Genomic DNA, 12,840 nt, shown 5'->3' with positions numbered 1-12,840 from the left:
GAGCACGGACGTATGAGCAGGGCCGTCGCGATCGCCCTCGTCGCCTGGGGCAATGCCTGGCTGACGGGGCACGTCGGCCTGGACGAGGCGGTCGACGAGATCGAGAAGAGCGCGGGCCCGCAGATCGTCGGTGGCGAGCCCGCCGAGGTGACGCTGCGGCGCGGCCTCGGCGACCTGCGCGTCGGCGGGCTGGCGGCGCTGCGGCTGGCGCTGCCGGAACCGGGCGACCCGCTGGGGCTGACCGGCCCGCCGTCCTTCAACCGCGCGGCGATCGATGCGGGCGCCGCCGTCGTCGCCGTCCTCGACGGGCGGGCGATGGGGCTCGTCCCCTCGGTGGACCGGCGCGGCTCGTCCTACGTCGGCGTCCGCTGGACGACGCACGACGCGTCGGCGGCCCCGCCCGACGTCCCGTCCCTGGCGGAGGCCGACCACCGGCTCACCCTCGCCATGCGGGACGCCACCGAGGCGCTGCTGGCCGTCGACGACTTCGCCGGCGTGCCGCCCGAGATCGCGGACGCGCTCGTCGACCTGCGCGACCCCGACCGCGGCGACCATCCGCTGGCCCCCGGCTACCCGCCCCGCGCCCACCGCGTCGCCGCCCTCGCCGGCCGCCTCTCCCTCGTCGTCGACCTCGCCCGGCAGATGGACGACCGCGGCCTCAGCGCCGACCAGATGAGGCGCCGCGACGAGGCCCTCCGCCTGCTGGACGGCGCCGTCCGCCGCGCCCTGGTGGCGGCTTGTAATAGCGCATTCGATCCGGTTCCCGGAGCGGAGCGCTAGCGGAGGGCTTGCAACGCGAAGCGGGGCGTCCCGGGTGGGACGCCCCGCTCTCGTGGGTCGTGGGTCAGGCGCGGACCACGATGGTGTTGCAGATCTTGTCGGCGAAGGTCTGCTTGCGCTCGTCCCACAGCGGCCAGAGGAAGCCGATGTAGCACAGGAAGCTGTCGGCGATGTGCGCGAGCTTGCGCACGAACGCCATGCCGAAGCCGATGGGCTGGCCGGTCTGCGCGCTGACGAGGCGGATGCCCATCTGCCGCTTGCCGATGGACTGGCCGGTGGTGCCCTCCTGGTAGCAGATCCACAGGCCGCCCGCGATGGAGATGGCCGCGCCGATCAGCATGAGCAGGAGGCCGAACAGGGCCGCGCCGCTGCTGCCGGAGCTGCTGAGGACGATCATCAGGATGTACAGCACGAACACCGGACCGGCGAAGATCAGGTAGTCGATGATGTAGCCGCCGGCGCGCGAGCCCCACTCGGCGAGCTGGCCGGTCGAGCCGTAGTGGTGGTGGTGCACCTCGTAACCCGGCTGGGACGGCGCCGAGGGCGCACCGTAACCGGGCTGGGCCGAGGGCTGCTGGCCGTAGCCGGGCTGCGCCGGGGGCTGCTGGCCGTAGCCCGGCTGGGCCGGGGGCTGGCCGTAACCGGGCTGCGCCGGGGGCTGCTGGCCGTACCCGGGCTGCCCGCCGGGCTGGCCGTAGCCGGGCTGCGCCGGGGGCTGCTGGCCGTACCCGGGCTGTTGCTGCCCGTAGCCCGGCTGCTGACCGTACGGGTCGTAGGGGTTGCCCACACTTGCTCCTTATAGATTGACCCTGTGGTTATGTGACGCCCGCCGGACCCGGTGGGCTCCGCAAGTCTGACCGAGGACCGACCGCGGCTCAAACCCGCAGAACACCGAACCGGACGAGCTGCCACAGCTCCGACCCGACGAGGGCGGTGCCGAGCATCCAGGCACGGGTCTTCGGCTGGAGTGCCCACCACCGTTCACCCAGTCCCAGCGGTGCGGCGGCGACGGCGACGGCGCCGGTGAGCGCGACCGGGTTCGCGAGGACGGCGTGGCCGGGGCGGCCCGAGCCGAACTCGATGAACACGGTCGTGCCCCCGCACAGGGGACACGGGATTCCGGTGAGCGCCCGCAGGGGACAGAGCACGCCGGGGTCGTTCACGCGATGGATCCATGACGCGCCGACGGCCGCTACGGCCATCGCCGCGACGCGCAGCACCACACCCAGGTGTCTGTGCCGCGCTGCGGTGAGGGTCCGGCTGACGATCCCCCCGAGCGCACCTTGCGGTACACCGGCGGACGCCGCCCCGGGCGCTCCCCCCAACGAATCCTCCGCCTCGATGACATACAGGTGAGTGACCCGTATATCGGGTGCACCCTATGGTGGGTCAAGTCCTGGCAACGATCCGCTACGGGACCGTTACTCATCGCTAGGCGACACCACCTCTCGGGCAAGAGTAGGACAAATCGCCAGCTATATGGGCACTCTTTCGCGTTAGAGCATGAATGAATCGTCCGATTCCGGCACTCGGTGAACGCGGCGAGCCCGCGATCCGCAGGCGGCCGGGGATGTGCGGGGGCGGCGGGAAGCCGAGCACCCCGTGCGGCATCGCGGAGGGGGAAACGCTCGTCGACGCCGCCCTGTCCGGCCCGGGACATGACGAAGGCGTGCGGCGTCCGGGCCGGTCCGACCGTCCGGCCCGGGAGCAGGGGCCGGGGCGGGGTCAGGCCTGGGCGGCGGCGCCGACGACGACGGGGCCCTCGGTGCCGGAGAGGTGCTCGGCCTCGACGACGTCGGCGATGACGGCGGTGATGTTGTCGGGGCCGCCGTTCTCGCGGGCCTGCTCGATGAGCCGGTCGACGGCGCGCTGCGGGTCGGCCTCGGCGGACAGCACCTCGTAGATCTTCTGCGCGTCGACCGGGCCGCTCAGGCCGTCCGAGCACAGGAGGTAGCGGTCGCCCAGGCGGGCCTCGCGCAGGCGCAGGTCGGGCTCGCGGTCGTCGCGGCCGTCCAGCACCCGGTACAGCACGTGCGAGAGCCGGGACGTCTCGGCGGGGTCGGCCACCTGGCCGGCCTGCTCGGCCTCCGCCTTGAGCAGCTCGTCCATGGTGTGGTCCTGCGTCATCTGGAAGAGCTCGCCGTCGCGCAGCAGGTAGCCGCGCGAGTCTCCGACGTGCGCCAGCGCGACGGACTCGCCGGACCAGAGCATGGCGGTGAGCGTGGTGCCCATCCGGCTCAGGTCGGGGCGTTCCTCCCGGACGATGCGCAACTTCTCGTTGGCCTCGGCCACGGCGCGGCCCAGCATGTCGACAAGATCGTCTTTATGGGCATCGGTGTCCAGCGAGCGCAGGGAGCCGATGACGGTCGAGCTCGCGACCTCGCCGCCCGCATACCCGCCCATGCCGTCCGCGACCGCGATCAACCGCGCACCGGCGTACCCGGAGTCCTCGTTGTTCTCCCGGTTGCACCCGATGTCGCTGCCTGCTGCGTACCTGATTGCTACGTTCATACCAATTTCGATGACGATCCTGTCAGAGGAGTTGTATCAGCCGCGGGCGGTGGTCTTCCCGCTTTCACCGGCGGCACTCGTGTTTCCGACACCATGCCGGACAGCGTAGAGCGCCGCCTGCGTCCGATCCTGGACTCCCAGTTTCATGAGCAGATTACTGACGTGCGTCTTGACCGTCTTCTCGGACACCACGAGGGCGCGGGCGATCTCGCGGTTGGACCTGCCCCGCGCTATGTGCACGAGCACCTCCCGTTCCCGTTCGGTCAGCGCGGCGAGGCCGCGGTCGTCCCCTCCCGCACCACCCGCCGTCCCGTCCCGCAGCATCGCCTCGGCCGCGTCGGGCGCGAACAGGACGTGCCCGTCGTTGACCGCCCGGATCGCCTGGACGAGCGCCTGCGGGTCGACGTCCTTGTACAGGTACCCGGCCGCCCCGGCCTGGACCGCCGGCAGCACGTGCCCGCGTTCCGTCACGCTGGTCAGGACGAGGACCCGTGCCGTCACCCCGCGAGCCCGCAGCTCCGCCAGCGCGGTCAGGCCGTCGGCGCCCGGCATCTTGAGGTCCATGAGCACGATATCGGGCTCCAGGGATTCGGCCAGTGTCACGGCCGACGTGCCGTCCTCGGCCTCCCCGACGACCTCGATGTCGTCCTGGATGCCGAGGAAGGTGCGCAGGCCCTGCCGGACGACCGGATGGTCGTCGGCGATGAGGACCCTGATCTTTCCCCGTACGGCGCTCACAGCGGCACCTCCAGCCGGACGGTCGTGCCTCCGCCGGGCGTGGCGTCGATCGTGAGCTCGCCGCCGATCGAGTACGCCCTCTCGCGCATGGAGGTGAGACCCAGCCCGCCCTGGGGCTCCACCTCGGACGCGTCGAAACCCGTGCCGTCGTCGGAGACTTCAAGCACGGCCCGCTCCTCCTCCGTGCGGAGACGGACCTGCACGGTGCCCGCCCCGGCGTGGCGCAGCGCGTTGTAGAGCGCCTCCTGGGTGATGCGGTAGGCGACGGCCTCGTGCCCCTCCGGCAGGACGACGGCTTCGTCCGCGCAGAGGCGGACCGTGGCCTCGTGCGCCCGGTCGAGGACCTCGACGTGCTTGCGCAGCGACGCCACGAGGCCGTCCGCCAGATCGGCGGGACGCAGCTCGAAGATGACGGCGCGCAGCTCGGCGAGGGCCTCGGCGGCGAGCCGCTCCACCTGCTGGAGCTCCCGGACGGTCCGGACCGGGTCGCGCTCGGCCAGCGCGGACGCGGTGCGGGCCGTCAGCCGCAGCGAGAACAGCTTCTGCGCGACGGCGTCGTGCAGTTCGCGGGCGAGCCGGTTGCGTTCGGCGACGACCGTCAGCTCGCGGTTGTGCTCGTACAGGCGGGCGTTCGCCATCGCGATGGCGGCGTGCGCGGCGAAGAGGGTGAGCAGGTCCTCGTCGTCCTGGGTGAAGCCGCCCGGACGGCGCTTGTTGGCCAGGAAGATGATGCCGAGGATGTCCTCGCCGTCGCGGATCGGCACGCCGAGGAAGTCCTTCAGGACGGGGTGCGCCACCGGCCAGCCCTCGAACTCGGCCTCCTTGCGGATGTCGCTGAGGCGCTTCGGCGCGTCGGCCTTCAGCATCGCGGCGAGCATGCCGTGCTGGCGGGGCAGCGGGCCGATCCGCTCCCATTCCTCTTCCGAGACGCCCTCGACGACGAACTCGGCGAACGAGCCCTCGTCGTCGGGCACCCCGAGGGCCGCGTAGCGGGCGTCCAGCAGCTGCGCCGCCGCCCGGACGATCACCTGGAGGACCTCGTGCACGGACAGGTGCCGGGTCACCGCGAGCACGGCGGAGCTGACGGCGTGCAGGGTCGCGCCCTGGTCGCCGCGGCAGCCCTCGTCGGTCACCATCCCGGCCTCTCGTTCTCCCCCCGGCGGACGCCCTGCGGCGCCCGCATGTGAAGACCGTACTCTCTAGGCGGGTCTTCTCGAATCAGCCGCCGGGAGTACGTGCCGCCCCGGCCCTCCCATGCGCGGGGGACGCCGGTCCTAGGACCATCTGACGACCGTCCGAAGGGCCCGTCGGCCGATGCCTCCGGACGCGCCGGTTCCTAGCGTCGAGGGCATGAAGACGGCACTGATCACCGGGGCCTCGCGGGGCCTCGGCCGGGCTCTCGCCCGCACCCTCGCGGAGGACGGCTGGAACCTCGTCATCGACGCCCGCGATCCCGGCGACCTGCGGGCGGTCGCCGACGAGACCGGGGCGACGGCGATCCCCGGGGACGTCGCCGACCCCGCGCACCGGGCCGCCCTCGCCCGCGCGGTCGAAAGCGGGCTCGACCTGCTCGTCAACAACGCGAGCACGCTCGGCCCGACGCCGATGCCCCGGCTCGCCTCGCTTCCCGCGGACGACCTGGCGGACACCTTCGCGACGAACGTCCTTGCGCCGCTCGCCCTGATCCAGGCCGTCCTGCCCGGCCTGCGGGAGCGGCGCGGCGCGATCCTCAACATCACCTCGGACGCGGCCGTGGAGGGCTATGAGACGTGGGGCGGCTACGGGGCGTCCAAGGCCGCACTCGAGCAGCTGTCGAACGTCCTCGCGGCCGAGGAGCCCGACGTGGCCGTGTGGTGGGCGGACCCGGGCGAGATGAACACCGCCATGCTCCGCGCGGCCGGCGAGGACGCGGACGCGGCCCCGCCGCCCGAGGAGGCCGCCGCCGCGCTCCACCGGCTCGTCTCCGGCCGCCTCCCCAGCGGGCGCTACCGCGCGGCGGACCTGGCGGCGGCGCGATGACGGCCGTCCTTGATCATGATCGGGTGACAACAGAACAGGGCATATTGGGCGCGGGTCTCCGGGCCGCGACCTTCGGGATCGTCCTGGTCGTGACGCTGCTGGCGTTCGAGAGCATGGCCGTCGGCACCGTCATGCCGGTGGTCGCGAACGACCTGGACGGCCTGGCCCTGTACGCGTGGGGCTTCAGCGCGACCCTGATCACGAGCCTGCTGGCCACCGTGCTCGCGGGCGGCTGGGTCGACCGGTCGGGACCGACCCGGCCGTTCCTGGTCGGGCTCGGCGTGTTCGTCGCCGGGCTCCTGGTCGCGGGCGCGGCGCCGTCCATGTGGGTGTTCGTCGCCGGACGCGCCGTGCAGGGCCTCGGCACGGGCGTCCCGCTCGTCGCCCTGTACGTGGTGATCGCCCGCGTCTACCCGGAGGACCTGCGGTCCCGGGTGTTCGCCGCCCTGTCGGCCGCCTGGGTGCTGCCGTCGCTGATCGGCCCGGCGGCCGGGGGCGCCCTGGCCGAGCACGCCGGCTGGCGCTGGGTGTTCCTCGGCCTCGTTCCGCTGGTGATCCCGCCGGCGCTGCTGCTGCTCCCCGTGCTGCGCGGCATCGCGCCGTCCGGCGCCGCCCGCGCTCCGGGCCGGTCGCGGTACCCGGCCGCGCTCTGCGTCGCCGCCGGCACCGGCGTCCTCCTCTACGGCCTCGACGGCTCGGGCTGGACGATGCTGCCCGCGGCCCTCGCAGGCCTCGCCGGCCTGGCGTTCGGGCTGCCCCGGCTGGTGCCCGCCGGGACGCTCCGGCTCCGCCGCGGCCTGCCGAGCGTGATCCTCGTCCGGGGCCTGCTGTCGGGGGCCTTCTTCGGCACCGACGTCTTCATCCCGCTGGCGCTGACCCGGCTGCACGACTTCAGCGCCACGCAGGCGGGGATCGTCCTGACGGTCGGCGCCCTCGGCTGGTCGGCGGCGTCCCAGATCCAGGGCCGGTCCGAGCGCCCCCGCGAGTTCTACGCCCTCCTCGGCGCCGTGCTCGTGACGTCCGGGATCGTCCTCGCCACCGTCGCCCTCCAGTTCTCCGGCTGGCTCGCCGCCCCCGCGTGGGTCGTCGGCGGCGCCGGGATGGGCTTCTCGATCGGCAGCCTCTCGGTCCTGCTGCTCGACCTGTCGGCCGAGGACGAGCAGGGCGTCAACTCGTCCGCGCTGCAGATCAGCGACACCCTCGGCTCGTCCCTCGTGGTCGGCGTCGCGGGCGCGCTGGTCACCGGCTTCGGCGCCGCCCGGCTGGACGCCGGGCTCGCCGTCGCCGGGGCGCTGTTCGCCGCGATCGCCGCGTTCGGCGTGATCGCCGCTCTCCGTCTGGAGGTCCGGACATGACTGTCGACTTCACCCTCCCAGCCGCGCTGGAGGCCCACGAGCCGCCCGAGGCGCGCGGCCGGACCCGCGACGGCGTCCGGCTCCTGGTCTCCCGGCGCGCCGCCGGCGAGGTCTCCCACCACGCGTTCCGCGACCTGCCCGCGCTGCTCGACCCGGGCGACCTGCTCGTGGTCAACACCTCGGCCACGCTGCCCGCCGCCGTCCGGCTCGACCGGATCAGCGTGCACTTCTCCACCCCGGTGCCCGGCGCCGACGACCGGCTGTGGCTCGTCGAGCTGCGCCGCCTCACCGGCAAGGCCAGCCGCCCGTACACCGGGGGCAGCCCCGGCGAGTGGATCCCGATGCCCGGCGGCGCCACCCTCACCCTCGTCGGACGCCACCGGCACCCCTCCCGGGGCGAGTCCGACCGGCTCTGGCAGGCCCGGCTGAGCACCGACGTCGTCCCCTACCTGCGGCGCCACGGAGTACCGATCCGGTACGGGTACGTCCGCCGCGACTGGCCGGCCGCCGCCTACCAGACCGCCTTCGCCCACGACCGATCCGCCGGCGGCGCGGAGATGCCGAGCGCCGCCCGCCCGTTCACGCCCGAGCTCGTGACTCGGCTGGTGTCGCGCGGCGTCCTGATCGCCCCGATCACCCTCCACACGGGCGTCGCGTCCCCCGAGGCCCACGAACCGCCCTACGCCGAGCGCTACACCGTCCCCGAGCCGACGGCGGCGCTGGTCGGGCACGTCCGGGAGCACGGCCACCGGGTGATCGCCGTCGGCACCACCGCCGTGCGCGCCCTGGAGACGGCCGTGGACGCCGCCGGACGCGTCCAGGCGTCCTCCGGCTGGACGGAGCACGTCGTGACCCCAGAGGGCGGTGTCCAAGCCGTGGACGGCCTCCTCACGGGCCTGCACGAGCCCAAGTCGTCCCACCTGATGATGCTGACCGCCATCGCGGGCCGCGCCCTGCTCACCGCCACCTACGAGGCCGCCCTCGCCGAGAGCTACCTCTGGCACGAGTTCGGCGACCTGAACCTCATCCTGCCCGGATAGCGTCTCGCATGCCGGACCTCACGGGCGGGGCTCCCGGCGCGGCCGGTACCGTTGGTATCAGTTATGGACGGGTCAGCAGAGCGCACGCTGCTCATCACACTCACCGGACGCGACCGCCCCGGCGTCACGTCCCGCCTCTTCCGCACACTCTCGGAGTTCCCGCTGACGGTGGCGGACGTCGAGCAGGTCGTGATCCGCGGCCGGCTCGTCCTCGGCGTCCTGCTCGCCTACTCCGAGGGCGCCGACATCGGACGGGTCTGGAACGCCGCCGAACGCGTCGCGAACGACCTCGACATGGAGATCGAGCTGTCCACCGGGCGCAACAAGCGGATGCCGAAGCGCAGCGGGCGCCTGCACGTCACCGTCCTCGGCAACCCGCTGATGCCCGCCGCCATGGCCGGCATCTCCGGGCGGATCTCCGCGCACGGCGCCAACATCGACCGCATCGAGCGCCTCGCCCAGAACCCCGTCACCTGCATCGAGATGGACGTCTCCGGCGCCGACCCCGACGCGCTGCGCGCCGCCCTCACCGCCGAGGCCGTCGAGCAGCGGGTCGACGTCGCCGTCCAGCACAGCGGCCTGCACCGGCGCGCCAAGCGGCTCATCGTCATGGACGTCGACTCCACCCTCATCCAGGGCGAGGTCATCGAGCTGCTCGCCGAGCACGCCGGCTGCCTCGACGAGGTCGCCAAGGTCACCGAGGCCGCCATGCGCGGCGAACTCGACTTCGAGGGCTCCCTGCGCGAGCGGGTCGCGCTCCTCGCCGGCCTGGACGCCTCCGCCATCGACGCCGTCCGCGACAAGCTCCGCCTCGCCGCCGGGGCCCGCACCATGGTCCGCACCCTCAAGCGCCTCGACTACAAGTTCGCGATCGTCAGCGGCGGCTTCACCCAGGTCACCGACGCCCTCGTCGAGGACCTCGGCATCGACTACTCCGCCGCCAACACCCTGGAGATCCAGAACGGCAAGCTCACCGGCCGCGTCACCGGCCAGGTCATCGACCGCGCCGGCAAGGCCGCCGCCCTGGAGCGCTTCGCCCGCGAGGCCCGCATCCCGATCAGCCAGACCGTGGCGATCGGCGACGGCGCCAACGACCTCGACATGCTCCAGGCCGCCGGCCTGGGCATCGCCTACAACGCCAAACCGGTCGTCCGCGAGGCCGCCGACACAGCCGTGAACGTCCCCTACCTGGACACGATCGTCTTCCTACTGGGCATCTCCCGCGAAGAGGTAGAGGCCGCCGACGCTCTTGACTCCCAGGGGGGCGACCCCCTGGAACCCCCGTCACGAGCCGGGCAATCCTCACGCCACGGCTGAGGTCTTCGTGCCCGTGCGGGTTTGTGGCGTGGCGCTCCGGTCGCCCGGCTCGGCGGGCACGCGCGTTGCGCTCGCTGCACTCGCTCCACGCACCTGCCCGCACTGTGTTTGCCCAGGGGGGCGACCCCCTGGAACCCCCGTCACGACGCAGGCGATCCTCACGCCGCCGTTGCGGTAGCTGTGCCCGTGACGGCCAGCGTGGCGTCGCTGCGGTCGCCCGCGTCGGCGGGCACGCGCGCTGCGCTCGCTGCACTCGCTCCACGCGCCTGCCCGCACTGTGTTTGCCCAGGGGGCGACCCCCTGGAACCCCCGTCACGACGCAGGCGATCCTCACGCCGCCGTTGCGGCCTGTCGTGCCTGTGACGGCCAGCGTGACGTCGCTGCGGTCGCCCGCGTCGGCGGGCATGCGCGTTGCGCTCGCTGCACTCGCTCCACGCGCCTGCCCGCGCCCCGGCGAAGGCCCCAGTCCAAGAGGGTGTGAACCGTCCACGCCCAACGCTCTTGGACGTGCCACCCCATCACGCTCTTGGAGTGGACCTGAGCGACGGCGCGGGTCGGGCGGCCGGAAGGCGCTCTAAGCGCCTGGAGGTCGCCCGACCCGCCGAGCCGGGCGACCGCAGCGCCACGCAACAAACCCGCACGGGCACAGAAACCCGCACCGTGGCGTGAGGATCGCCCGGCTCGTAACGGGGGGTTCCAGGGGGGTCGCTACCCCTGGGCAGCGCAGCGTGAGGATCGCCCGGCTCGCAACGGGGGTTCCAGGGGGTCGCCCCCCTGGGAAGACACAGCGGGTTCCAGGGGGTCGCCCCCCTGGGTAAACACCTCCCATGCTTCGGCGGGCTCGGGGGGCTTATGCCCAAGTTCATGGGCGGGCCGCGCCGTTCTATGGGTTGGCCTCCGCGATCGCGGTGGCCGTGCCGCTGCTCGCGGGGGCGCTGACCGGGCATGCCGCGCAGGGGTCGGTGATCGCGCTCGGGGCCTACCTGGTCGCGCAGCGGGCGCCGGAGGGGCCCTACGGGGCGCGGGCGCGCGATCTCACGGTGGGCGTGCTGATCGTCGCGGTCGGGGCCGGGGTGGGCGGGCTGCTCAGCGGGCATCCGTGGCCGGCCGTGATCGTGGTGCCGCCGCTGGTCGCGCTCGGCGTGGCGGTGCCGCGGATCGGGTCGACCGCCGGGCTCGCGGTGCTGTTGAGCGCCATCCGGCCGCCGTCCGCGGACGTGCTGGGCATCGGGCTGCTGGAGCTGGTGGGCGGGCTCCTCACCGCCGGGCTGCTGCTGGCGCCGTGGCCCGCGCGGCGGCTGCGTCCGCTGCGGGAGGCGCTGAGCGAGTCCGCGGACGCGGTCGCCGAGGCGCTGGACGCCGTGGCGCAGGACGTGGGCGCCCATGACGCCGGGCCCCTCGACTCCGTCGAGATGACGAATCCCGACCTGCTGGCGGTGACCCGGATCCCGGACTGGGAGGCCAAGCGGCGGGCGGCCTCGGAGTCGCTGACGGCGGTGCGCGCCACCTACGCGCTGTACCGGACGGGGCGGCCGGGGAACGAACCAACAAGGCCCGAGCGGCTCATCGACGCGCTGGGGCGCGTGCTCCACGAGACGGTGACGCTCCAGGCCGTCCTGGAGGCGGCGAAGAACTATCCGCCGGACCGCGAGTGGCAGTTGGAGACGCAGACGGCGATCTCGGCGCTGGCGGCGCGGCTGCGGCTGCTGGCCGGGGCGGTCGCGACGGCGGGGGAGGCGCCGCTCGGCCGCGAGGAGTCCGCCGCCGTCCGGCGGATGGGCCGCGCCGCCGAGCAGATCAGGCGCGCCGGGCTCGCCGGCGACGAGGACCTCGTCGCGGTCGCGCTGATCGGCCAGGTGCGCCGCTCCATCGACCGCATCGCCGGCGAGGTCGCCTCCACGCGCCGGCTCGTCGCGGGCGGCCTGCGCATCGGGTTCGCGGTGCCGCGGATCCCCGGCACGCTCGACCCGATGCCGCTCTGGGACCGGGTGCGCCGCGCCGTCCGCACGCGGTCCCCGAGGTTCCGGCAGGTGTCGCGGGTGTACGTGACGGCGGCCGTGTCGATGGCTCTCACCACCGTGCTGGGGATCCGGTACGGGCACTGGCTCACGATCACCGCGATGCTGAGCCTGCGCGCCACCTACGGCGAGACCGTGGACCGGCTCGTCCAGCGCGTCGGGGGCACCGCGGCCGGGGCCGCCGTCGCCGCGGTCATCCTGACGCTCGCCCCCGGGCAGCCGACGGTCGTGGGGTTCGCGTTCTGCTTCGCGGTGGCCGGGTTCGCGATGGAGTCGGTGAACTTCGCCTACTGGGCGCTGTTCGGGACGCCGCTGGCGATGATGCTGCTGGACTTCTCCACCCCCGCCGACTGGCGCACCGCCGGCGCGCGGATCGCGCTGACGCTCGCCGGGTCGCTCCTGGCGTACTTCGCCGCCTTGACGCTGTGGCCCGCCGGGCACCTCGAACTGCTGCCCGGCCAGCTCGAACGGCTCATGCGCACGCACGCGGGGCTCGTCCGGGCGACGGCGGACGTCCTCTCCGGGGAGAAGGTCCGGCTGCCGCACGACACGATCGTCACCGCGGAGCGGGCGGCCGAGGCGGTCGCCGAGACCCGGACGCGGCTCGGCCACGAGCGGGTGCCCGACACCGGGTTGACGGACCGGCTGCGCAGGGCCGCGGCCGCCGCGCACCGCGCCCGCGACCACCTCATCGCGGTCGCGAAGATGTCCCGCGAGCAGGCCGTGGACACCGGGCCGATCCCCGAGATCCTCGACCGCCTGGCCGACCAGCTGGAGGAGGCGGCCGGCCTGCTGGAGGAGCCGGGGGAGCGCGACCCGGAGGCGGGCGCGCCCGTCGAGGAGCTCGCCGATGAACTCGCCGAACTCGACTCCTACCTGTCCACGCTCACCCGGCGGCGCCGCGCGGAGCTCAAGGAGGGCGTCGGCCCGGACGAGCTCACGCCGCTCCGGCACGCCCTGCTGCAGGTCTCCGGGACGCGCTACACGATCAGGGAGCTGCGCCGGGACGTGAACCAGGTCATCGAGTCGTCGCTGGAGGCCGCCGCGCCGCGCCGGTGAACC

General features: G+C 73.7%; 11 protein-coding genes. 6 read left to right on the top strand and 5 right to left on the bottom strand.

Going from position 1 to position 12,840, the window contains the following annotated elements; all coding sequences use genetic code 11:
* Window positions 1-12: 12 nt before the first annotated feature.
* On the top strand, window positions 13-780 hold the full coding sequence (locus ABWI07_RS06305; protein ID WP_353817895.1) for an Rv1486c family protein: 768 nt from the start codon (window positions 13-15) through the stop codon (window positions 778-780).
* Window positions 781-844: 64 nt separating this feature from the next.
* On the opposite strand, the gene ABWI07_RS06300 is transcribed toward ABWI07_RS06305, so the two are convergent.
* From ABWI07_RS06300 to ABWI07_RS06280, 5 genes are all read right to left on the bottom strand, one after another.
* Window positions 845-1,567: an RDD family protein gene (locus tag ABWI07_RS06300; RefSeq protein ID WP_149260111.1), complete on the bottom strand. Its 723-nt coding sequence runs from the start codon at window positions 1,565-1,567 to the stop codon at window positions 845-847.
* Between the two features lie 88 nt (window positions 1,568-1,655).
* Window positions 1,656-1,943, bottom strand: a complete 288-nt coding sequence (locus tag ABWI07_RS06295) for a DUF2752 domain-containing protein (protein ID WP_235036885.1) — start codon at window positions 1,941-1,943, stop codon at window positions 1,656-1,658.
* Between the two features lie 562 nt (window positions 1,944-2,505).
* Entirely contained in the window at window positions 2,506-3,291 is a 786-nt protein-coding gene (locus ABWI07_RS06290; protein WP_149260112.1) for a PP2C family protein-serine/threonine phosphatase, read from the bottom strand.
* Between the two features lie 36 nt (window positions 3,292-3,327).
* Complete coding sequence (locus ABWI07_RS06285) at window positions 3,328-4,029, bottom strand: response regulator (protein WP_149260113.1); 702 nt, start codon at window positions 4,027-4,029, stop codon at window positions 3,328-3,330.
* The gene (locus tag ABWI07_RS06280) at window positions 4,026-5,165 is read right to left on the bottom strand and encodes a GAF domain-containing sensor histidine kinase (RefSeq protein WP_149260114.1); all 1,140 of its coding nucleotides are present in this window, start codon (window positions 5,163-5,165) and stop codon (window positions 4,026-4,028) included. The genes ABWI07_RS06285 and ABWI07_RS06280 overlap by 4 nt, the downstream gene beginning before the upstream one ends.
* Window positions 5,166-5,379: 214 nt before the next feature.
* Between ABWI07_RS06280 and ABWI07_RS06275 the strand changes: the two genes are divergently transcribed.
* The 5 genes from ABWI07_RS06275 to ABWI07_RS06255 all read left to right on the top strand — a co-directional run bounded on the left by ABWI07_RS06275 (window position 5,380) and on the right by ABWI07_RS06255 (window position 12,837).
* Window positions 5,380-6,048 (top strand): SDR family NAD(P)-dependent oxidoreductase, encoded by a 669-nt coding sequence (locus ABWI07_RS06275; RefSeq protein WP_149260115.1) that lies wholly within the window; start codon window positions 5,380-5,382, stop codon window positions 6,046-6,048.
* A gap of 23 nt (window positions 6,049-6,071) precedes the next feature.
* Window positions 6,072-7,403 carry an MFS transporter gene (locus ABWI07_RS06270; protein WP_353817893.1) on the top strand — a complete coding sequence of 444 codons (1,332 nt, stop codon included), beginning with the start codon at window positions 6,072-6,074 and terminating at the stop codon, window positions 7,401-7,403.
* Window positions 7,400-8,443 (top strand): S-adenosylmethionine:tRNA ribosyltransferase-isomerase, encoded by a 1,044-nt coding sequence (locus tag ABWI07_RS06265; protein WP_149260117.1) that lies wholly within the window; start codon window positions 7,400-7,402, stop codon window positions 8,441-8,443. The genes ABWI07_RS06270 and ABWI07_RS06265 overlap by 4 nt, the downstream gene beginning before the upstream one ends.
* 63 nt (window positions 8,444-8,506) lie before the next feature.
* A complete protein-coding gene (gene serB / locus ABWI07_RS06260) occupies window positions 8,507-9,760 on the top strand; it encodes a phosphoserine phosphatase SerB (RefSeq protein ID WP_353817892.1) in 1,254 nt (417 codons plus the stop codon).
* 890 nt (window positions 9,761-10,650) lie between these two features.
* Window positions 10,651-12,837 (top strand): FUSC family protein, encoded by a 2,187-nt coding sequence (locus tag ABWI07_RS06255; RefSeq protein WP_149260119.1) that lies wholly within the window; start codon window positions 10,651-10,653, stop codon window positions 12,835-12,837.
* The last annotated feature ends 3 nt before the right edge of the window (window positions 12,838-12,840 follow it).

The sequence above is a fragment of the Actinomadura sp. NPDC000600 genome, from assembly GCF_040492135.1.
Taxonomy (GTDB): domain Bacteria; phylum Actinomycetota; class Actinomycetes; order Streptosporangiales; family Streptosporangiaceae; genus Spirillospora.
Note: the sequence above shows the minus strand (reverse complement) of the source record. Positions and strands in the feature narration are given on the sequence as shown.